Source organism: Exilispira thermophila (assembly GCF_055389015.1).
In genome coordinates this window covers 2,739,421-2,761,152 of the sequence record NZ_AP042476.1, presented here as the reverse complement: position 1 = coordinate 2,761,152, position 21,732 = coordinate 2,739,421, and the positions used below count along the sequence as shown (strand labels likewise).

The window sequence follows — 21,732 nt, the reverse complement described above, 5'->3', positions numbered from 1 at the left end:
CTTAAAACATTTGTTCTTGTTTATATTTTCTAATTTCATCATCTTTTTCAGAAAGAGGGATAATTTTCCCATTTTCATCATAAATTGTAATATCAAGGCATAAACCTTTTAATTCCTGAATCATAACATTAAAAGATTCAGGTATTCCAGGAGGTGGAATTGGTTTTCCTTTAATAATAGAATGATAAAGACTATTTCTTCCCTCTCTATCATCAGATTTTTGGGTTAAAAATTCCTGCAAAGTATATGCAGCACCATAAGCTTCTAAAGCCCATACCTCCATTTCTCCAAGTCTTTGACCACCAAATTGAGCTTTACCACCCAATGGTTGTTGTGTAACAAGAGAATAATTACCTGTTGATCTTGCATGAACCTTGTCATCTACCATATGTGTTAACTTTAACATGTAAATTGTACCAACAAAAACTTTTTGCTCAAAAGGTTCTCCTGTTTTACCATCATATAATACAGTCTTTGAATCTTTTGGAAGTCCAGCTTGTTCTAATAAAGCTTCTATCTCTTCTACTGTAGCTGATTCAAATACTGGTACAGCAATTTTTTTACCAAGAGCTTCACATGCCCAACCCAATGATGTTTCTAAAATTTGTCCTAAATTCATTCTTGAAGGAACACCTAAAGGATTTAAAACAATATCAACAGGAGTCCCATCAGGTAAGTAAGGCATATCTTCTTCTGGTAAAATTTTAGAAATAACACCTTTATTACCATGTCTACCTGATAATTTATCCCCGACTGATATCTTTCTTTTCATTGCTATATAAACTTTAAAAATCTCTTCAACCCCTGCTTCAAGTTCTTCACCATTAGCACGAGTTAATCTATTTATTCTTATAACTGTACCTTCTACCCCATGTGGAACTCTTAAAGATGTATCTTTAACATCTGATGCTTTTTCACCAAAAATTGATTTAACCAATTTGTATTCTGGTGTAAGATCTTCATGACCTTTTGGTGTAACTTTACCAACTAAAATAGAATTAGATGTTACTCTAGCACCTATTCTAATTATACCTTCTTCATCAAGATCTTTTATCTCTTTTTCAGATACATTTGGGATATCTCTAGTAATTCTTTCTTTCCCTAATTTAGTTTCTCTAACTTCAACCTGATATTCTTTTATATGTAATGATGTAAGTGCATCTTCCTTTACAAGTTTTTCAGATATAACAATTGCATCTTCAAAATTGTATCCATACCATGGAATAAATGCTACTTTAACATTTCTTCCTAGAGCTAACTCACCATTATCTGAAGCTGCACCATTTGCAAGTAATTCGCCTTCTTCAACTTTTTGTCCAACATGAACAACAGGTTTCTGGTTATATACAGTATCCTGGTTTGTTCTCTGAAATTTATATAATTTATAATAATCTAAATCATCTTCATCCACTTTATTATCTGGTTCTATTATGATTTTATCATTAGAAACATATTTTACAGTTCCAGCTCTTTTAGCTAAAACTAAAATTCCACTATCCCTTGCAACTTTTTGCTCCATCCCTGTCCCAATATATGGAGACTGAGGATGTAATAATGGAACAGCCTGTCGCTGCATGTTTGAACCCATTAAAGCCCTGTTAGCATCATTATGTTCAAGAAATGGAATTAAACAAGTTGAAACTGAAAATACCTGTCTAGGAGATACATCTATATAATCAACTTTAGTTTTTTCTATATTATAATATTCCCCTTGATATCTAACATTAACAAAATCATTTACAATTTCACCATTATCATCAACTTCTTCTAAATATTGTGCAATGTAGTATCTTTCCTCTTCAATAGCAGTTAAATATTCAATTTTATCAGTTATTTTTCCATTTTCAACTTTTCTATAAGGAGTTTCAAGAAATCCAAATTCATTAGCTTTACCATAAGTGGTAAGAGAAACAATTAAACCAATATTTTGACCTTCTGGTGTTTCAATTGGACAGATTCTTCCATAATGAGATTGGTGAACATCTCTTACAGCAAAACCCGCTCTTTCTCTCGATAAACCCCCAGGACCTAGGGCATTTAATCTTCTTTTATGTGTTAATTCAGTTAATGGATTTGTTTGATCCATAAACTGAGATAATTGAGAAGTACCAAAAAATTCATTAATAACAGAAGTTATTGGTTTAATAGTAATTATATCAGTTGGATATGTTTCTTCAGGTACAGCTGAAACCATTCTCTCTTTTGCAATTTTTTCAAGTCTTGCAAAACCTCTTTTAAGTTGATTTAAGAACAATTCACCAACTGCTCTTACACGTCTATTTGACAAATGGTCTATATCATCTGGTTTAAAATAACCTTCATAAATTTTATCTAAAAAGATAATAGTTTGAATTATATCATCATGAGTTAAATTTAATTCAGTTTTAGGTTCTTTATATCCATATTTTCTATTTATTTTAAATCTTCCAACTTTACCAAGATCATATCGTTTTGGATTAAAAAACATGTCATTAAGTTCACGTTCTGCTGCTTCCAATAAAGCAGGTTCCCCTGGTCTGATAACATTGTAAACTTTATTTATTGCTTCTTTTTTACTTGATTCTGTTTTTAAAGGATTATCAGGATCCTTTTCAAATGCTTCTTTATCTATTGTATTTATAATAACATCTGAAGCGATTTTGTCTTCACTTTGAAAATTTATAACTTTTAGTTCAGTAATATTATTTTCTAAGAGATTTTCTATATCTGGCATTGAAATTTTTCTACCAGCAGGTATAATTTTTTCAGGTCCAAAATCTGTTTCAATAATTACATCTTGAGCAGAGTAATGATTTTCTAAATCAGGGCCAATCTTTTTTACTTCAACATCATGTAATGCTTCAATTATTTGTTCATTTGTTTCATATCCAATTACTCTTAAAAATGTTGTAAGCAAAATTTTTCTTTTTTTATCAATTCTTACATACATTATACTCTTTTTTTCATCAAGTAAAAATTCAAGCCAGGAACCTTTATCCGGGGATAACCTTGCATTGTATTCATTATCTTTTTCTGAATAAGAAAAAACAACACCTGGTGATCTATGTATTTGAGTAACAACTACTCTTTCAGCCCCATTAATTATAAATGTACCATTCTTTGTAATTAAAGGAAAATCGCCAAGATAAATATCTTTTGATCTCACTTCACCAGTATCTTTTAGAATAAGATTAACTTTAATTTTTACAGGAATTGAATAAGTCTTCCCTTTTTCCTTTGCTTCATTTTCTGTATATGGGGGTTTCTCAAGATAATATTCCAGATATTCAACAACCATATTTCCATTAGAAGACTCAATTGGAAATATAGATTGCAATAAATACTCTAACCCCTGCTTTTCAACAGGAAGACCTTTATCTTTTTTATTTTTTTGTAAGAACCATTCATAGGAATCATGTTGTAATTCTAAGAGGTAAGGTATCTCTACTTTTTCCTCGCCTCTTCCATTAATTAAATATCGGTATTTGTTACCTTTTATAGGTGTTAAAACCACCTTCATTTATTTCTCCTGAAATTGATTTAAATATTGGGGATAAATTTGAAAAGAATGGGGGTTTTACCCCCATTCTTATATAATAAGATATAAAATAAATTATTTGAGTTCAACTGTAGCACCAGCTTCTTCAAGCTGTTTTTTAATTTTTTCAGCTTCTTCTTTAGGAAGTCCTGTCATAATAGGTTTTGAAGCATCTTCAACCATTGCTTTTGCTTCTTTTAATCCTGCAGAAGTTAATTGTCTTACAACTTTAATAACGCCAATTTTCTTTTCGCCAGGATTTTTTACATATACATCAAATTCACTTTTTTCTTCTTCTGCTTCAGCAGCGCCAGCACCAGCTCCTGCTCCTGCTGCGACCATAACTGGTGCAGATGCAGAAACACCAAATTCTTCTTCCAATGCTTTTACTAAATCATTTAATTCTAATACAGTCATCTCTTTAATAGCTTCAATAAAAGCTTCTTTTGTAATTTTTTCTGCCATGTTTTTTACTCCCATAATATTTATTTATTTTCTTTTTTATCAGCAATAGCTGAAATAACTTGTGGTAATTGTGCAATAATTTGATTTAAATCTCTCACTAAATTTGTAACAGGAGAAGCTAATACCTGTACCAACATTTGAATTAATTGTTCTTTTGTTGGTAAATCTGCAAGAGCATTAACTTCAGTTTTATCTAAAAATTTATTTTCAAAAATACCACCTTTTAAATTAATCAATTTACTTTTTTGGTATTTTTTTAAAACCTTTGCTACATCAGCGACATTCTCTTTTCCATATGCTATAAAAGTATTGTCAATAAAAATTTCATCGGGTATTTCAATATCTTTCATGTTTTCTGAAAATACTATTTTTGCTATTTTATTTTTAATAACTTTTACATTACCCTTTCCAGTTCTAACTTCTTCTCTTAAACTCATGAAATCTTTTACAGTTAATCCTTTAAAATTTGCAAAAAGGATAAAATCATTGTTTTCTATAATATCTTTAATTTGATTATAGATTTCTCTTTTATAAGGTTTTATTTCTGCTTTTCTCTTTTGTATTGTCCCAGTCATAAGTCTCCCCTATTAGGCATTTTATTATTATTTTAAATCTGCAAGGTCAATTCTAACGCTTGGCCCCATTGTTGAAGTCAAATATATTTTTCTAATATATTCACCTTTTAAATCACTTGGCCTTTTTTTTACAATCTCTTTATAAATTGTTTTAAAATTCTCTAAAATCTTTTCATTTTCCATTGATTTTTTACCTACACCAACATGTACATTACCTGTTTTATCAGCTCTATATTCTATTTTTCCTTTTTTAACTTCTTCAATTGCTTTATCAATTTCTTTAGTAACAGTACCAACTTTAGGACTGGGCATTAACCCTTTTGGTCCTAAAATTTTAGCTATTTTACCAACTTCTCTCATCATATCAGGTGTAGCAATACAAACATCAAAATCGATCCAGCCACCTTTAATTTTTTCAATTAAATCAGCATCACCCACATAATCTGCCTCTGATTTTTTAGCAAGCTCTGCTAAATCCCCTTTAGCAAAAACTAAAACTTTTTTTGGTTTACCAAAAGAATTAGGTAAAACAACTGTACCCCTAATTGAATGTTTCTTTTCTATGTGAAGTACAAAATGAGCTTCAATAGTTTCGTCAAACTTTGCTGTAGCAGCTTCTTTAATCTTTTCAATTGCTTCATTTATAGAATATAACTTTTCTTTTTCTATAACTTTTAAGGTATCCAAATATCTTTTACCATGTTTCACAATCAACCTCCATTATTATTCAACTTCTACACCCATAGACCTACAAGAACCAGCAATAATATTTATTGCTGCATCTACACTGGTAGTATTGAGATCCTGCATCTTTTTCTTAGCAATCTCTTCAAGTTGAGATCTTTTAATTTTTCCAACTTTTACCTTATTAGGTTCTCCAGACCCTTTTTCAATACCCAATGCTTTCTTAATCAAATAAGAAGCAGGTGCTGTTTTTAATTCAATATCAAAAGATTTGTCTTTATATAAATAAACAACTACCGGTATTAATTCACCTTTTCTATTTTGCGATTTAGCATTAAAAGCTTGACAAAATTTTTGAAGATTAACACCTGCAGGACCTAAATCTGTACCAACTTGTGCAGGAGTTGCCTCTCCGCCATTAATTTGTAATTTTATAATCTGTTTTACTTCTTTTGCCATATAATTCACCCTACCTATTTTTTTTTCAATTTATATTATAATTAAACCTTCTCAATTTGATAAAAGGAAAGTTCTACAGGAGTTTTTCTCCCAAAAATATCAACATCTACAATCACCTTTTCCTTTTCAACATCAATTTCTTTTATAATACCTTTAAAATTCTTAAAAGCCCCATCAATAATTTTAACTTCCTGATCTTTAGAAAATTCATTATCGAATTCTAGTTTTTGGGTTTCTTTCATCTCACCAATATTTGTAAGATAAGAATTTACCTCATGTCTTTTTAAAGGAACGGGCTTTTCAATCCTTTTTACTCCAACGAAACTAACTACATATGGACAGGACAATACAATTTTAACAATTTTTTTCCAATAATTAGGAGATTCAGCATCATCAGAAATATCCATTTCAATTAGTACATAACCTGGATATAACTTTTTCTTAACTTCTTTTTTCTTTCCCCTAACTATTTTAACCTGTTTCTGTTCTGGTACAGTAGGATTAAAAACCCAATCACCGATATTATTTATCTCAATAATTTTAGTAAGGGTTCTGGTCACCTCGTACTCAAAACCAGTTCCAACCTTTAAAACATAATATTGTCTCATAATCCAAATATCCAATTAACAAATTTTAAAGAGGCTATATCTGCAAATCCTAAAAAGAGTGCGATAACTATAATAAAAAAAATAACAATTTGAGTCATCATTCCAACTTCTTCACCAGTTGGCCAATTAACTTTTTTAAGTTCTTCATAAGAACTTTTAAAAAAACCTATTATTCCACTATTTTTAGTTAATTTTTTATTCTTTGTATTTTTAGCCATTTTTATCCCCATATATAAAAAAATAATTTTGCAAATAACAACTCACTTATCTACTTTTAAGAGCAAACACAACAAACAAACATAAAAAAAAACAGGCCAGGAGGGATTCGAACCCCCAACATTCGGTTTTGGAGACCGACGCTCTACCAATTGGAGCTACTGGCCTTTTTAAATTATTTTATTTTCACCTCATTATGAATAGTGTGTTTTTGACAAAATTTACAATATTTTTTAATTTTAATTTTTTCTGGAGTATTTCTTTTATTTTTAGTTGTTGTATAATTTTTATTTTTACATTCACTACATTGTAAAGCAATTTTTTCTCTCATTTTATTTCCTTATATATTTTTTATTACAAAAACAATCTAATTCATTGTTCATTAAAATAGCCCACAATCGGACTTGAACCGATGACCCCTTCCTTACCATGGAAGTGCTCTACCAACTGAGCTATGTGGGCTATTGATAAGGAAGGTGAAATTTATTTATCATTTTTTATTTTTTTGTCAACATTATATTTAATAATCTAATAGTTATTTTTGCATTTCACATTTACCTTGAAACAAAACTCCATCATCAATTTTAAGTTTTTTAGTTTTTATATTTCCTATCATTTCAGCACTATTTACCAATTCAACTCTATCTGAATTATTAATATTACCTTTTAAATATCCACTGATCTTAATATATTTAGCCTCGATTTCACCAATAACTTTAGCACTTGCTGCAATCTCCAAGTACCCTTCTGTTTTAATTGTACCATTGAACTTCCCTTTTATCATTAGTGAATCTTTAAATTTCAAGTCTCCATTTAATTCAGTTTCTACCCCTAAAACTGTTTTAACCTTTTCAAAACCAGAAATATTTTCTTTTTGTCTTTTATTCATAAGTACCCTCTATATAAAAATTTTCTCTACTTAACATTTAAAGTCTAATAATTCTTTTTTACATTTTTTAACTAACTAAAAAAGTTAAAAATTCAAAATGGTAAATTTATTTACAAGGGATAATTATTTTGTTTTCATAGTAAATACACCATCCCAATCCTTGGAAGGTGGATTTTTAATATATTCTTTACATCTTAAATAATGAAGTCGAGAAGGTCCATCATTAGGTTCTATTTCCAATGCCTTCTTAAAATACTCTAAAGCATTCTTGAAATCCCTTGCGAAATATGCTTCAATTCCTTTATTATAATATTGAAGCATATTTTTCTTTTTTTCATCAATCATTTCACAATCCCATCTTTGCTTTTTTTCAAAGCATTATTAAATAATTCTTCTATCTCTTTAAAAGACTTCATTTTTTCTTTTTTGAGTTCAATGGTTTCTTTTTTAGTTTTTGTTATTGCTAAAAGTTTCTCTATATCATTATAAAGTTCATTTACACTTTCATCAACTTTTTTTAACATCCTTTTTAACATCTGTTCTTCATTTGTCTTTTGCTCTTTTATTTTTTTAACTTCATCCCTTGTTTTTTTTACTCGTTCAAGAACCACATCTTTAATAAAAGACTCTAATAAATAAACAACTTCAGCTTTGTCTTTAATGATTGATTCCCTTCTCAAAATCTCTTCAATATATTTTTTCTTTTTCAAATAATTATTTATTTTTAATACAACTTCAAAAATATTAATTGGTTTAACTATATAATCATCAGCTCCCATCTCCAAAGCTTTAACTTTGTGGTTGAAATCTTCGAAAGCTGTAATAACAATAATTGGCAAATATTTATAATTGCTTTCTCTTAAAAACTTAATAACTTCATATCCAGTAGTATCAGGTAAATCAAGGTCAATAATTGCAATATCCAATGGTTTTTCATCATAAAGATATTCCATAAAAGATTTACCATGATCAAAAGATACAACTTTAAATATTTCTAAATTTTCAAGTATAATCTTAAAAAGTTCACTAACTTCCCAATTGTCATCTAAAATACCAACATTATAATACATAATTCATCCCATAAAAATTTTCACCAATTTAATAACTCTTCAAACTATCCTTTATAATTTTTGAAGGTTTAAACTTAATCTTATAAAATTTCTTGAGTAAAATTTTTTCACCGGTCTTAGGGTTAAAAACAAATTTTCTTTTACTTTCCTTCTTTTCAAAAACCCCGAGTTTCCTTAACTCAATTACAATTTCATCTTCACTTACCAAATATTCTTTAAATAGTTCTACAAATGAATCAACAACATTCTTTACAACTATCCTATTAATATTATCCAATTTTGAATAAATATCATCTACAATTTTCTGTTTAGTAATTTTCTTCATTATCCCTCATTTAATACTGGTTGGATCTTTTTATACAATCTACTCTTTTTCCTTGCTACATTATTTTTATGAAAAACGCCCTTTTTTGCAGCTTTATCAACAATAGATTGAAATTCATGGTAAGCATTAATTAACTCTTCTTTTTTATTTTCATTTAATAAATTAATAACTTTTTTATAAGCTGTTTTAACTCTTTTTTTGTAAAATCTGTTTCTTTCTCTTCTTTTTTCAGCTTGTCTAACTCTTTTTTTAGCAAATAATTTGTTTGGCACCTAATAACCTCCAACTTTTTTTTGAAATTAGCAAAATATATCATAATGTCAATTAATCTTTTCTCTATTTTGCTTCTTGAAAAAATTTATAAGGTTTTTCAGTAAAATATGTATATAATTTACTCAAAGTTGCTTGATAAGATTCGTTTGTTTTCTTATTAATTATAGTAAATTTTTTCTCTACCTGAGGTAAATTTTCATCTGATTCAATCAAATCAAACTCGGCATATTTTTTCCCGTCCATAGATTTAATAATGATTTTATAATCTGGTTTGTTATATTTTGGAGTACCTGGTAAAAATTTATCTACACCAAATTCAGAAATTCTATCTAATAAAGTTTTTACTGGTAAAGAATTTGCTTTATATACTTTTTCAATATTTTTAAATTTCCAGATCCAGTTATTATTAAAATAATAAAAGGTATTATGGATATTGTCAATATAATTGTGAAACTCTATGTATCCAATTTCCTGTCTTGGTACTTCAGTAAATATCTTTTTACTTCTCATGTTATCAATCTTAGCTACCATAGAATCATGAGTTAATCCATCAATTATATAAATTGTTTTTTCATTGTTTTTTCTTATATAATAACGATCACCAATTGGAGACTTACCACCTATTATAACATCAAATGAAACATTAGCATCTCCTTCTTTACCAGCAAAATGAATACTTAACTCAGGATTATCAAATCCAAATAGGGAATCATCAATATCTTTTTTAGCAACTTTTTCAATCCATGTTAAATATCTCATAGTTGTAAGATATGCTTCAACAGAATTATCATCAGCTCTTAATCCTTTTGGTTCAATAAATTTCCAATGCCCATTTTGTTTCTTTAAAGTCAGTTTATAATGATTCTTTAAACCATTAATCTGTATCAAGTTAATATTATCTTTCTTAAAATTAGAAAATATATATTTTATCTCTTCTTTTTTTGTATCTTCTTTCTTCTTTTTATAATTTGAATATGCATTAATTGAAAAATAAATACCTACAACAATCAAAGCAAGAACTATTAATATCAGCAAATTTCTTTCATCTTTTCTTAATTTTTTAAGCATAATTATCCCCTTGATTTAGATTTTCTAACTATTTTCTTCTTCAACCTCTTTTTTTCTTCTAAATGAGATCCTGGAAATAGCAAAAATAATTAAAATCAAACCAATTGGGATAATAATAAAACTAGAATTTGATAATATTTTCTTATCTTTATTTGTTAAAGTGATTTTATGTTCTTTAATAATTTTTCCAGAAATATCTAATAAAATATCATCTCCAATTAATTCATTTATTGTATTTTCAAATAACTTATCATTACCTAAAGGAAGATTTAGCATTTCATTTTCAAACATATTTGAATCTGCAAATACTGCACCAATTGATTCATATTGTTCTTTATTATTATCTTTTTGAATAAGCAAAGCAATTTGTTTTACGCCTTTTTTTTCACCTTTATCTTTATTAAATTTAATTTCTATTTTTTTGTTAGAGTTTACATCTTTTTTATCCAGGATTTCATTCCATGCAGTGTTTTTTGTTTGAGCAAGTGATATAATTCTTATCCCTTTTTTTTCATCAGGAATCAATTTTGCTATAATTGGATCCGGGATTAAAGTTAATATTCTTAAATTATTTTCCTGAATTTTTTCAGTAATTTTATGATAATTTAAATCTACAACTGGAGAAGCTACAGATAAAGATGCATAGTAATTTTTATCATCAACAACAATTCCAGGTAATCTTGTAATATTAAATTTACTTAATATATCATCATAAATATTAGATTTAAGATTTGCATCAGTAATTAAAATAAACTTCCCCCCTTTTGCAATATAATCATTAATTATTTTTATCTCTTTATCTGAATAATTTGTTTGTGGTGCAGGGATTACCAAAACAGAACAATCAGAAGGTATTTCCCCTTTTTCTAACAAATTAATATTTATAGCTTTTCTACCCTGTTTTTCAAGCATTGTTTTTATACTTGAATATCCTTCATTTTGATAGTCATTAATATATTTTTCTTTATGACCTAAAACAAAATAAACTTTTTTACCTTCTTCAGTTAATAAATATTCTATTGCTGAAGTTATAATTTTTTCTCCTATAAAACTTCTTGTACTTTGATCCTGTGCACTTTTAACTTCATAAAAATCCCATGGATAAAGTTCTTTCCTTTTATTTTTGTAAAGCATAACTATAGTGTTTCTTTGAGTAATATTATATTTTTTTGCTTCTAATGGATTTATATCAGGATCAACGTATTGAACATCAATTTTTTTATTTAATTTATGATAAGCATCAAGTAAATTTTCAACTGTTTCAACATCCTGAGTTGCTTCAGCTGAAGTTGATACAAAATATTTTATATATAATGGGGAATCAATTTTTTTAACTATTTCTTTTGATTTTTTAGACAAAGAGTAAATATTTGAAGATGAAAGATCTATTTTAGGTAATTTCCCATTAAGAATTATATATGTAAAACTAAGAATAACTATAACTAAAAATATTTTTAAACCAGTATAAGTACTTTTTTTTGCTGCTTTATTAGAAAACATCCCTTTAAAATTAATTGGATTTAATACAAAATAGAATATTAAACCTAATACTCCAACAATTGCTCCAATTAAATAAAGCCAGCTGTTTAAAAATGTATAAGCAAGATAAAAACCTGCTATAAACAAAACTGAAACATAAAATATTACCTCTGATAATACTTTATTTTCCCTTAATTTATTTAATTTCATAATTTTCTCTCCTGTTTAATTTAATTGATATTATTAAATTTAATTAATATTAATAAAATTTACTAAACAATATTTTTATTTCTTTACATCTATTAAACTTATTGTTGCATAAATTAAAAATGTTAGAAATAAAACAAAAAACAAAATATCATTAAAATCTAAAAGACCTGTAAAAGTATTTTGTAAATGTTCAATTAATGACAACTGTTTTAAAATATTTTTCCAGAATAATGAATGAATAGTTGAAAAAAACCAATCAATTATCCATAAAATCAACAATGTAACAACCGATACAATTGCAGCAACAACTTGATTATTAAAAATGATTCCAAATAAAAGTCCTACTCCAATAAAGATAGCTCCAATAAACAAATATCCTATATATGCAGTAAAAATTGGACCAAAACTTGGTTTTCCCCAAACTATTAGAAAAATAAGATATATAAATGAAGGAATTATCATTACAAGATAAAATAAAAAATTAGATATAAATTTCCCAAAATATATTTCTGTTGGTGTTACAGGTGAAGTCAATAATAATTCAAAAGTATTGTTTTTTCTTTCTTCTATAAATGATTTTGCAGTAATAATTGGAATTAAAAATATTAATATTATATACATATTTTGAAAATATCCATTTAAATCTGCCCTAGAAGTATATGTAAGATATGAATAAAAAAACACTGATGAAACTTCATAAAAAACCAATAATATAAAATAAGCAACAATTGAATTTTTAAATATTGAATTTAAATCTCTTTTTGCAATTAACCAGCTATTTCTCATATTTAATCCTCCTTTATCAATTTAGAAAATATTTCTTCCAATGACATATCTTCTTCTTTTATTTCTAATAATGAATAGTTATTGTTAACTATTGCTTTTGATATTTCAGACTGAACTTTTTCATCATTCTCTGCAATAACTGTAAATGAATTATCTTCCACTTTCATTACACTTTTAATACCTGATATGTTTGATAAAATGTTTTCAAGATCATTTTCTGATTCTTTAATTTTTATTAAAAATCTTTTTCCCTGCATTAATTTATTTTTAAGATTTTCTTTACTATCTTCTGCTATGATTTTTCCTCTATTAATTACTAAAATTCGGTTACAAACTTCCTGCACTTCAGCAAGAATATGTGAAGATAATATTATAGTTGTATCTTTTGCAATTTCTTTAATTAGATTTCTTATCTCAATTATTTGTAAAGGATCTAAACCAATAGTTGGTTCATCTAAAATTAATACTTTTGGTTTATGAATAATTGCACCTGCTATTCCAACTCTTTGTTTTAATCCTTTTGATAGTGTCTTTATTTTTTTATATCTTTTTTCTTCTAAACCAGTTTTTGAAATAACATAGTCTAACCTTTCTCGAATATCTTTAATTTTCATCCCTTTTAGTTTTGCAACATGAACTAAATAATCTTCAACAGTCATTTCATTATATAGAGGCGGAACTTCTGGAAGATATCCTATTAATTTCTTTGCCTTTTTAGGTTCTTCTTCCATATCTATATCATCAATATAGACTTTACCCTGATTAGGTAAAAAATATCCTGTTAGCACTCTCATTGTAGTTGTTTTACCAGCTCCATTAGGTCCTAAAAAACCTACAATTTCACCTTTTTCAACATTGAAACTAACATTTTCAATAGCTTTGAAATTATTATAGTATTTTGTAATACCATCAACCTTTATCATAGAACCTCCTAAATTATTTAAAATAAATTTTATTAATTAGCTCTTTAAACAATAATATTTTTTTAATCATGAAAACCCTTCTATTATCATCAACAAAAAAACAAAAAAAAAAATTAACAAAAAACGACATGATAAAATATTTCTAATAAAAATGAATCAAATTAATATTTTTATTAAAATCAATATCAGCCAAAAAATTATAACTAAAAAAATTAATTTCAATAATTTTTTGATAAATATAATAATTATCTTGATTTTTTGACTAATATCACCTAACTTTTTGTTAATGACAAATATTTTTATTTATAAATTAGTTTGGAGGTTTATTTATGAACAAAGATTTAGAAATTGCTCAAAAAGCTAAAATGATTGAAATTTTTGAATTAGCTAAAAAAGCTGGAATACCTGAAGAGCATATTGATGCTTATGGAAAATATAAAGGGAAAATATCTTTGGATTTTTATAATTCTTTAAAGGATAAAAAGAACGGGAAACTTATTTTAGTTTCAGCAATTACCCCTACACCTGCTGGTGAAGGGAAAACAACTACTTCTATTGGTCTTCATGATGGTTTCAGACAAATAGGTGAAAAATCATTTTTAGCATTAAGAGAACCATCATTAGGTCCTGTTTTTGGTGTAAAAGGTGGTGCAACAGGTGGTGGTTATTCTCAAGTTGTTCCTATGGAAGATATTAATTTGCATTTTACAGGAGATCTTGCTGCTGTTGAAAAAGCACACAATTTAATTTCTGCTGCAATCGATAATGAAATTCATCATGGCGATATTAATATTGATACTAGAAAAATCAATTTTAAAAGGGTAATTGATTTAAATGATAGATCATTAAGGGATATTGTTATTGGACTTGGAGGAACAAATAATGGATACCCAAGAGAAACTGGATTTGATATTACTGCTGCTTCAGAAATTATGGCTATACTTTGTTTGGCTGAAAGTTACTCTGAATTAAAACAAATGATAGGAAATATTTTTGTAGGTTTTGATAGAAATAAAAAACCAATTTTTGTTAGAGATTTAAAAGTTGATGGTGCTGCTGCTGCATTACTAAAACATGCATTAAAACCTAATTTAGTTCAAACTCTTGAAAATAATCCTGTTTTAATTCATGGTGGTCCTTTTGCAAATATTGCTCAGGGTGCTAACTCTATAATCGCTACTAAACTTGCTATGAAATTAGGCGATTATGCTATTACAGAAGCAGGTTTTGGTTTTGACCTTGGAGCTGAAAAATTCTTTGATATTGTTTCAAGAAAAGCTGGATTTAAACCTAATGCAGTAGTACTTGTTGCAACTATTAGAGCACTTAAATTACATGGTGGAAAAAAATTAAAAGAACTTGAACAAGAAGATATTGAAGCTTTAGAAAAAGGATTTAGTAATCTTGAAAAACATTTTGAAAACATTAGATTTTTTGGTGTTCCTGCAGTTGTTGCAATTAATAAATTCCATAAAGATACAGACCTTGAAATTGAACATCTTGTTAATCTTTTAGATAGAAAAAAAATTCCCTGGGCATTTTCTAATGCATGGGCTGAAGGAGGAAAAGGCGCTATTGATCTTGCTAAAAAAGTTAAAGACCTTGTTGAACAAGAATGTACCAACTGCCAACCTATTTATCCTCTTGATATTCCAATTGAAGACAAGATTTATCAAGTTGCTCATACAATGTATGGTGCAGCAAAAATTGATTTTACTTCACAGGCAAAAAAAGATTTAAAAACTATTAAAAAATTAGGCCTGGAAAATTTACCTGTATGTATTGCTAAAACTCAAAAATCACTTTCAGATAACCCAAAACTTTTAGGTAGACCAAAAGATTTTCTTGTTACAGTTAGAAAAATAGAAATTTCTTCAGGAGCTGGATTTTTAGTACCTATCACAGGTGATATTATGAGAATGCCTGGTTTACCTAAACAACCTGCTTATAAAAGTATTGATATTGATGAAAATGGTACTATATCTGGTTTGTTTTAATATATACAAATTTATATCACTTACTGGATTTAATATAATGAATAATGCATATTTTATTTTTTCATTATTCATTTGTATTAGCATTATTTATTATTTTAATTTTTAAATAATAATATTGGATTTAGTTTAAATTAAATATAAATATCGTATATAAATTTCATTTATTTTAAATTAAAAGAGTTGTATCAGAAATTTTGGTACAACTCTTTTTTTTTATATTTCTTTTGTAATACCCTTAATATAAATATTTAATATAAAATCATTTAGATAATATTTATTATAAAATAATTAAGATAAATAATTAGCTAATATTTGAAAATATAATTATTCAAATTATTATTCCGAAAATCTTTTACTTTTTTTAATTTAAGCTAACAAATAGTTGAATTTTTTTCTATAATGTTTTAATATTGCATTAGTTAAAATAATTGGATTATATATGTCAAATCGTAAAAACATACGGCAATTACTGTTAAAAAGAAATTTATTTCTTTTAATCATTCCAATATTTATAATTACTATTATTATTTTATCATTATTTTTTTATTTTTCTTATAATAAAAATGTTCATTATTACTCATTACTAACAGAACTTATTAGTAAAGATTTCTCATTTAATAATATTGATTCAGTTTTAAAAAACAATTCAAACTATCTAAAAAAAAGCTCTATAATCTATATTAACAGTATTACTGGAAGTTATACTGTTATTGCTAAACTTGGAAAATATTCAATTGATTTAAAAAATATTTATATTAACAAAAAAAATGGTTATATTAGAAAATCCAGATATATGGTATTTTATCAAAATCTTTCTTTTTCTAATTTTGTTTTATTAGTTGTACCCTATGCAACTTTCTTTTTTACATCCCAACTTTTATTCTTTTTTACTATTATTAGTTTACTTTTGATTTTTATAGGATACTTACTTTATAACTATTTTGATTACAATAAATTTAAATCAATCTTTTTAAACCTTTACTTTTCATTAAAAGAAATTTCTGATGGTAATTTCAACAATAAATTAAAATTAACGAATATTGAAGAGTTTGATATTATAATTGAAAAAATTAATATTTTACAAAAAGATTTAAAAGAAAAAAGAATTTTTTATACTGAAAACATTGAATTTTTAAAATCAATTGTTAAAAAAGTTAGTGTTCCAGTTTTATTTTTTAATCATAATTTTAAAATTATAGATTTTAATAATTTAGCAATCACATTTTTGCTTAATCTTTTTACCTTTAAAGATGAAAAAAATATAAAAGAATTAAATTTTATCAATTTCATTAAAAAATTAGCTGAAAAGGAAAAACTTACATTTGATGATAAAAAAATAGAAAAACTACTAAATAACAATCAATTCTTAAAACACAAGGAAATTCATGAAATCATTGAAAAACTTAAACTAATAATAATAGAGTCAAATGACATTTTTGCTGTTACTCTAAATACCAATATATCAAAAGCATTTTCTAAATTCTTATCCATAGTTGAAAAATCATTATCTTTAAATTGTAATAATATTTTTTCAATAGAAGAGGATGATTACATAAAATGTGTAAAAGAGTTATTTTTTGATTTACAGAATTACAATTCAATAGAAAAAAAATATTCATTTTACAAAAATTCAATAGATTATATTTCAAATATGTCTCATGAATTGAGAGCTCCATTAAATACAATAATTGGTTTTTCTAATATCATTTTACAGGGAATTGAAGGAGAAATACCAGAAGAACTAAAAAATGATTTAAATTTTATTTATAATGCATCTGTTAAATTATTAATGTTAATAGATGAAATCATTTATATTACTCGACTTGAAAGATTTAAATTTTATAAAAAAGAAAACAATCTTTCTGTTGAATTTTTTATAGATCTGATAAAATCTTTTTTTATTGGATTTTCAAGAAATTCTAAATCTAAATTAGATACTTATATTGAAGAAAATATATCTTTTATATATGATTTTGAAAATCTATCATTTATCTTTTTTAATTTATTTTACTATTTCTTCAAATTACCTAAAAATAAAATCCTTTATCTAAATGTTTTTAAATTTAATTCAAGCTTATATTTTTTATTAAGCAACAACAATATTAAAGACAAAAATCATTATTTTGATCTTGAAATGAATTATAAAGAAAACTTATTAAATGATTTAATTAATTCAGATTATAATATTCAGCAAGTTAAAAAACTTGCCGATTTTCTTGGTTGTGAATTTAAATGGATAAAAATCGATGATGATGAATATTTTGCTATAAAAACTTACTTAAATAAAGTATAAATTATAATAAAAAAATCTGTTATTAAAGTTCAACTCTATTTGAAAAAAATATTATAAAAAGCCCAATAAAGATAAAAAGTTATTGTAAAAATTTAATGAAATGTTTTAAATTGGATTAGAAATTTGTTTTTTTTAAATATTTGTTTTTATAAATATATTTAAAGACATCCTATAATATGTCAACAAAAAAAATAAAAAAAATAGGATGTTGACAATCTAATATAATTAGTGTTCTTTGACATTTATATATATCAGGCACAATGAGGTTTAGCAACAAAAACCTTAACAGGATCATAAATAGAGGAATAAGTATACAAATGCCAGATAATTTTAGCAAGCTTAACCATAACTTTAAAAATAGCTTTTTTAGAATTACCTCCTTTGTTAATTTCATTAAGGTAAACCTGTTTTAATTCATTATTATGCATTAAAGCAGATACAGCACAACAATATAATTGTTTTTTAACAATAGAGATTCCTTTTGATTTTTGATATGTTCTATCTTTAGAACCACTTTGATCTTTACCAGGGTAAAGGCCAATGTATCCTAAAAATTTATTTACATTATTAAATTTATTTAAATCACCACAACAACCAATGATTGTTGCAACTGTTTTTTTACCAACACCAGGGATTGATAAAACAGCTTTTATAGGGTTAATACTATTTTTGTTATTATTATCAGAATAATTAAATTCTAAATTTTTTAATATAAGGTTAATATTTTTTTCTATATTTTTTATTTGTTCAAGAAGAAGTTCTAACACAGTAATTTGATTTCTTAGATTAAATTCATTAGCTTTAATGCCATTATTTGGAGTAATAGAAATTTTAGCAAATTCAATAATTTTTTTAGCTTTATGTTCAGAATTATTGTTACCTTTAATTGATCTAAAAATTTTAACAATATCGTTTTTGTTAGCTTTGGCTAAAGCAAAAGCAGAAGGATATTTTTTTAAAATGGTTCTTGATGTAACATTAAAAGGGTCTCTAAAAACAATATCATACTCATAAAAAGTTTTTTGTAAAATACTTGAAATTCTTCTTTTGAGATTGTATATTTGTTTCATAAGGAAATTGTATTCCTTTATGAGTTCTCTTAGGTTAGAGACATCATTTTCTGGAACCAGTGATTCTTTAATTAATCCAGTAGATAACTGGATAGCAAGATTTAAAGCATCTTGTTTATCAGTTTTGGTATGTTTATTAAAGGATTTAGAGAAATAGGAAGAGGAATAAGGATTAACAAGAGAAATTTTATATCCTTTTTCTCTAATACTAAAGAACACTGGTTTCCAGAAAACATTAGTTGCTTCTAAAGCAAATTCAAAATCATTTTTATTATTTGACAGTTTATTAATAATTTCAAAAAACTTTTTAAAATTCTTAGAATTATGAATTAATTTAAATTTTTTAACAATCTTTCTTTTTTCATTGATAATACAAACTTCAGAAGATTTTTTTGCTACATCAATACCTACAAAAAACATAATTCAACTCCTTTTAATTTTTTTAATATCTGGCATTTGCACAACCTCGAATACACAGTGAGACGAATAACTTCGAATCCTGTAACATCCTGAATATTTGCTAAACAGCCTGATATATAGATTTAAGATGGATAAAATCAAAATTCTTTATTAAGTCTTTAAAAAGACAAGGAGATTTTTATTTGTATTTTATCCATTAAACACATATCATATTTATTATCCCTAATATTATTAGGTTGTCAATAGTACTTTTATTTTTAATATATTATACGAGGAGTATAATTTGAATAAATTAAAATCTTACATAGAAGAATTAATGGAAATACCATCTATTTCTGGATTTGAAAATCAATTAGTTGATAAAATTGAATCTTTAATTACAAATAAAGTTGATGAGATTTATAAAGACAAATTAAATAACCTGATTGCATTCAAAAAAGGATCTGGTAAAAATAAACTTAAAATAATGTTTGATGCTCATATTGATCAAATTGGATTAATTATCTCCAAAATTGAGGAAAATGGTATATTAAGATTTAATACAGTTGGTGGAATTAATCCATTAACCCTGTTTGGAAAAAGAGTTATAGTTTATGGTAAACAAAAACTTTATGGTATTATTGGAACAAAACCACCTCATTTAATGGCTTCAGAAGATATAAAAAAAATAGATTCAAAGAGTTCTCTTTTTATCGATACTGGTTTTTCAAGTAAAAAAGAAGTTGAGAAATTTATTACTATTGGTGATCTTGCATTGTTAGATTTTGAAACTCAAAAACTTTTGAATAATCATTATTCCTCTCTAGCTTTTGATGATAAAGCTGGTGTTTTGACACTTTTACAGGCTATAGAGTTTCTTGACAAATTAAACAACTACCATGACATATATTTTTTATTTTCAAGTCAGGAAGAAGTTGGGTTAAGAGGTGCTAAAGTTGGTACTTTTGAAATTGACCCTGATATTGCTTTAGTTTGTGATGTAACATTTGGAGATCCTGTTGGAAATATTAGCGATTGTAAGACATCTAAAGGTTTTGTACTTGGTAAAGGACCTCAATATTCTCCTGTGTTAACAAAAAAAATTGAAGAAATTGCAAATAGAGAGGATATTCCATTTCAAATTGAAGTTGAACCTCGTCCTGGTGGGACAAATGGATATTTTATTCAAATTAACAACAAAGGAGTTTATACAGCTGGGATTTCAATTCCATTAAGATATATGCATTCTCAAACTGAAATTATTAATATAAAAGATATATATAGAGCAGCCAAAATTATGGCTTTATTATCATTAGAAGAAAAAATAGTATAAATAGTTATTTATTGCTTTTAGTTTGTTAATATTACATCTAAAATAAAGGGGGATTAATTGATATTAAAAAAATATAGTAATGTAAACTCAGCAGCTGGAGATGAAGAAGAAATTAGAAAAGTTATAACTGAAGATATAAAAAAATATGTTGATAAGTTTGAAGTTAGTCCTATTGGAAATCTTGTTGCTTTCAAAAAAGGGAAAGAAGAAAAAAAAACAGTTTTATTAACAGCTCATATGGACGAAGTTGCATTTATAGTTAAATCTATTAATGAGAATGGGCTTATTAGTTTTTATCCTATTGGGGGTTTTATTCCTAAGATTCTGCTTGGCAATAATGTTATAATTGGAAAAAACAATATAAATGGAGTTATTAGTTATAAATCCTATCACATTATGTCACCTTCTGAAAGAAAAGAATTTCCAGATATAAAAAATCTTTTCATAGATATTGGAGCTTCTTCAAAAAGTGAAGTAAAAGATATTAACCCTGGAGATTATATCTATTTTAAATCAAAATTTTTTAAACAGGGTAATTATTATTTTGGAAAAGCATTTGATGATAGAGCTGGTTGCGCAAACATTTCTGAAATTTTAAAATCTATTAAATCACCTGATTATAACATTTTAGCAGTATATACTGTCCAAGAAGAAGTTGGATTAAGAGGGGGTTCTACTGCTGCCAATCATGCTAATCAAAAAGTTCTTTTTAATCTTAATCTTGAAGGAACTACCTGTTCAGATAGAGAACTAAAAAATACCTATACCCCTTCAACTGTCTTAGGTAATGGTCCTGCTATAACAATTATGGATAGAACATCTATTGCAAATAGGAAGTTGTTAGAATTTGTAAAAAAGATTGCAGAAAAAGAAAATATAAAATATCAATTTAAACAAAGTGTAACTGGGGGAACCGATGCTGGTAAAATCCACCTAACCAAAGAAGGGATCCCTTCAATAACAATATCTGTTCCTGTTAGATATATACATTCTCCATGGGGTATTATGTTTAAAAAAGATTATGAAAATTATTTAAAGCTTGCAAAATCAATTGTTGAAAATGCAAAAGAATTTAAATTATAAAAAGTAATAT

The 21,732-nt window shown here is 26.0% G+C and carries 22 protein-coding genes and 2 tRNA genes; 4 read left to right on the top strand and 20 right to left on the bottom strand.

Annotated elements, in window-relative coordinates; all coding sequences use genetic code 11:
* Window position 1: 1 nt before the first annotated feature.
* From rpoB to ACZ5EC_RS11665, 19 genes are all read right to left on the bottom strand, one after another.
* Window positions 2-3,499 (bottom strand): DNA-directed RNA polymerase subunit beta, encoded by a 3,498-nt coding sequence (gene rpoB, locus ACZ5EC_RS11755; protein WP_464302670.1) that lies wholly within the window; start codon window positions 3,497-3,499, stop codon window positions 2-4.
* A 93-nt stretch (window positions 3,500-3,592) separates the two neighbouring features.
* Entirely contained in the window at window positions 3,593-3,982 is a 390-nt protein-coding gene (gene rplL / locus ACZ5EC_RS11750) for a 50S ribosomal protein L7/L12 (protein ID WP_464302669.1), read from the bottom strand.
* A gap of 20 nt (window positions 3,983-4,002) precedes the next feature.
* Window positions 4,003-4,557, bottom strand: coding sequence for a 50S ribosomal protein L10 (rplJ, locus tag ACZ5EC_RS11745; protein WP_464302668.1), 555 nt, complete (start codon window positions 4,555-4,557; stop codon window positions 4,003-4,005).
* 27 nt (window positions 4,558-4,584) lie between these two features.
* A complete protein-coding gene (gene rplA, locus ACZ5EC_RS11740; protein ID WP_464304165.1) occupies window positions 4,585-5,268 on the bottom strand; it encodes a 50S ribosomal protein L1 in 684 nt (227 codons plus the stop codon).
* Window positions 5,269-5,280: 12 nt separating this feature from the next.
* Window positions 5,281-5,700 carry a 50S ribosomal protein L11 gene (gene rplK, locus ACZ5EC_RS11735; RefSeq protein WP_464302667.1) on the bottom strand — a complete coding sequence of 140 codons (420 nt, stop codon included), beginning with the start codon at window positions 5,698-5,700 and terminating at the stop codon, window positions 5,281-5,283.
* Window positions 5,701-5,741: 41 nt separating this feature from the next.
* Complete coding sequence (gene nusG / locus ACZ5EC_RS11730; RefSeq protein WP_464302666.1) at window positions 5,742-6,308, bottom strand: transcription termination/antitermination protein NusG; 567 nt, start codon at window positions 6,306-6,308, stop codon at window positions 5,742-5,744.
* On the bottom strand, window positions 6,305-6,526 hold the full coding sequence (gene secE, locus ACZ5EC_RS11725; protein WP_464302665.1) for a preprotein translocase subunit SecE: 222 nt from the start codon (window positions 6,524-6,526) through the stop codon (window positions 6,305-6,307). Before secE ends, nusG begins: the two co-directional genes overlap by 4 nt.
* 92 nt (window positions 6,527-6,618) lie before the next feature.
* A tRNA-Trp gene (locus ACZ5EC_RS11720) sits at window positions 6,619-6,692 on the bottom strand.
* A 7-nt stretch (window positions 6,693-6,699) separates the two neighbouring features.
* Window positions 6,700-6,855, bottom strand: coding sequence for a 50S ribosomal protein L33 (rpmG, locus tag ACZ5EC_RS11715; protein WP_464302664.1), 156 nt, complete (start codon window positions 6,853-6,855; stop codon window positions 6,700-6,702).
* A 58-nt stretch (window positions 6,856-6,913) separates the two neighbouring features.
* Window positions 6,914-6,986 (bottom strand) — tRNA-Thr (locus tag ACZ5EC_RS11710).
* 73 nt (window positions 6,987-7,059) lie between these two features.
* Window positions 7,060-7,413, bottom strand: a complete 354-nt coding sequence (locus ACZ5EC_RS11705; protein ID WP_464302663.1) for a bactofilin family protein — start codon at window positions 7,411-7,413, stop codon at window positions 7,060-7,062.
* A gap of 123 nt (window positions 7,414-7,536) precedes the next feature.
* Entirely contained in the window at window positions 7,537-7,758 is a 222-nt protein-coding gene (locus ACZ5EC_RS11700; RefSeq protein WP_464302662.1) for a tetratricopeptide repeat protein, read from the bottom strand.
* Window positions 7,755-8,483: a response regulator gene (locus tag ACZ5EC_RS11695; RefSeq protein ID WP_464302661.1), complete on the bottom strand. Its 729-nt coding sequence runs from the start codon at window positions 8,481-8,483 to the stop codon at window positions 7,755-7,757. The genes ACZ5EC_RS11700 and ACZ5EC_RS11695 overlap by 4 nt, the downstream gene beginning before the upstream one ends.
* 28 nt (window positions 8,484-8,511) lie before the next feature.
* Window positions 8,512-8,808, bottom strand: coding sequence for an HU family DNA-binding protein (locus ACZ5EC_RS11690; protein ID WP_464302660.1), 297 nt, complete (start codon window positions 8,806-8,808; stop codon window positions 8,512-8,514).
* Complete coding sequence (rpsT, locus tag ACZ5EC_RS11685) at window positions 8,808-9,080, bottom strand: 30S ribosomal protein S20 (RefSeq protein WP_464302659.1); 273 nt, start codon at window positions 9,078-9,080, stop codon at window positions 8,808-8,810. Before rpsT ends, ACZ5EC_RS11690 begins: the two co-directional genes overlap by 1 nt.
* 64 nt (window positions 9,081-9,144) lie before the next feature.
* A complete protein-coding gene (locus tag ACZ5EC_RS11680; protein ID WP_464302658.1) occupies window positions 9,145-10,149 on the bottom strand; it encodes a DUF4340 domain-containing protein in 1,005 nt (334 codons plus the stop codon).
* A 24-nt stretch (window positions 10,150-10,173) separates the two neighbouring features.
* Window positions 10,174-11,838 carry a DUF7088 domain-containing protein gene (locus tag ACZ5EC_RS11675; protein ID WP_464302657.1) on the bottom strand — a complete coding sequence of 555 codons (1,665 nt, stop codon included), beginning with the start codon at window positions 11,836-11,838 and terminating at the stop codon, window positions 10,174-10,176.
* 75 nt (window positions 11,839-11,913) lie between these two features.
* Window positions 11,914-12,624: an ABC transporter permease gene (locus ACZ5EC_RS11670; protein ID WP_464302656.1), complete on the bottom strand. Its 711-nt coding sequence runs from the start codon at window positions 12,622-12,624 to the stop codon at window positions 11,914-11,916.
* A 2-nt stretch (window positions 12,625-12,626) separates the two neighbouring features.
* On the bottom strand, window positions 12,627-13,547 hold the full coding sequence (locus tag ACZ5EC_RS11665; protein ID WP_464302655.1) for an ABC transporter ATP-binding protein: 921 nt from the start codon (window positions 13,545-13,547) through the stop codon (window positions 12,627-12,629).
* Between the two features lie 329 nt (window positions 13,548-13,876).
* Between ACZ5EC_RS11665 and ACZ5EC_RS11660 the strand changes: the two genes are divergently transcribed.
* Window positions 13,877-15,544, top strand: a complete 1,668-nt coding sequence (locus tag ACZ5EC_RS11660) for a formate--tetrahydrofolate ligase (RefSeq protein ID WP_464302654.1) — start codon at window positions 13,877-13,879, stop codon at window positions 15,542-15,544.
* 439 nt (window positions 15,545-15,983) lie between these two features.
* Entirely contained in the window at window positions 15,984-17,837 is a 1,854-nt protein-coding gene (locus tag ACZ5EC_RS11655) for a histidine kinase dimerization/phospho-acceptor domain-containing protein (protein WP_464302653.1), read from the top strand.
* 251 nt (window positions 17,838-18,088) lie between these two features.
* Here ACZ5EC_RS11655 and ACZ5EC_RS11650 read toward each other — a convergent pair whose 3' ends face one another.
* A complete protein-coding gene (locus ACZ5EC_RS11650) occupies window positions 18,089-19,327 on the bottom strand; it encodes an IS110 family RNA-guided transposase (RefSeq protein ID WP_464301685.1) in 1,239 nt (412 codons plus the stop codon).
* A gap of 283 nt (window positions 19,328-19,610) precedes the next feature.
* Here ACZ5EC_RS11650 and ACZ5EC_RS11645 point away from each other — a divergent pair, with 283 nt between their 5' ends.
* Together ACZ5EC_RS11645 and ACZ5EC_RS11640 are read left to right on the top strand one after the other, a co-directional pair.
* Window positions 19,611-20,639, top strand: a complete 1,029-nt coding sequence (locus ACZ5EC_RS11645; protein ID WP_464302652.1) for a M42 family metallopeptidase — start codon at window positions 19,611-19,613, stop codon at window positions 20,637-20,639.
* Between the two features lie 57 nt (window positions 20,640-20,696).
* Window positions 20,697-21,722, top strand: a complete 1,026-nt coding sequence (locus ACZ5EC_RS11640; protein ID WP_464302651.1) for a M42 family metallopeptidase — start codon at window positions 20,697-20,699, stop codon at window positions 21,720-21,722.
* Window positions 21,723-21,732: the final 10 nt, after the last annotated feature.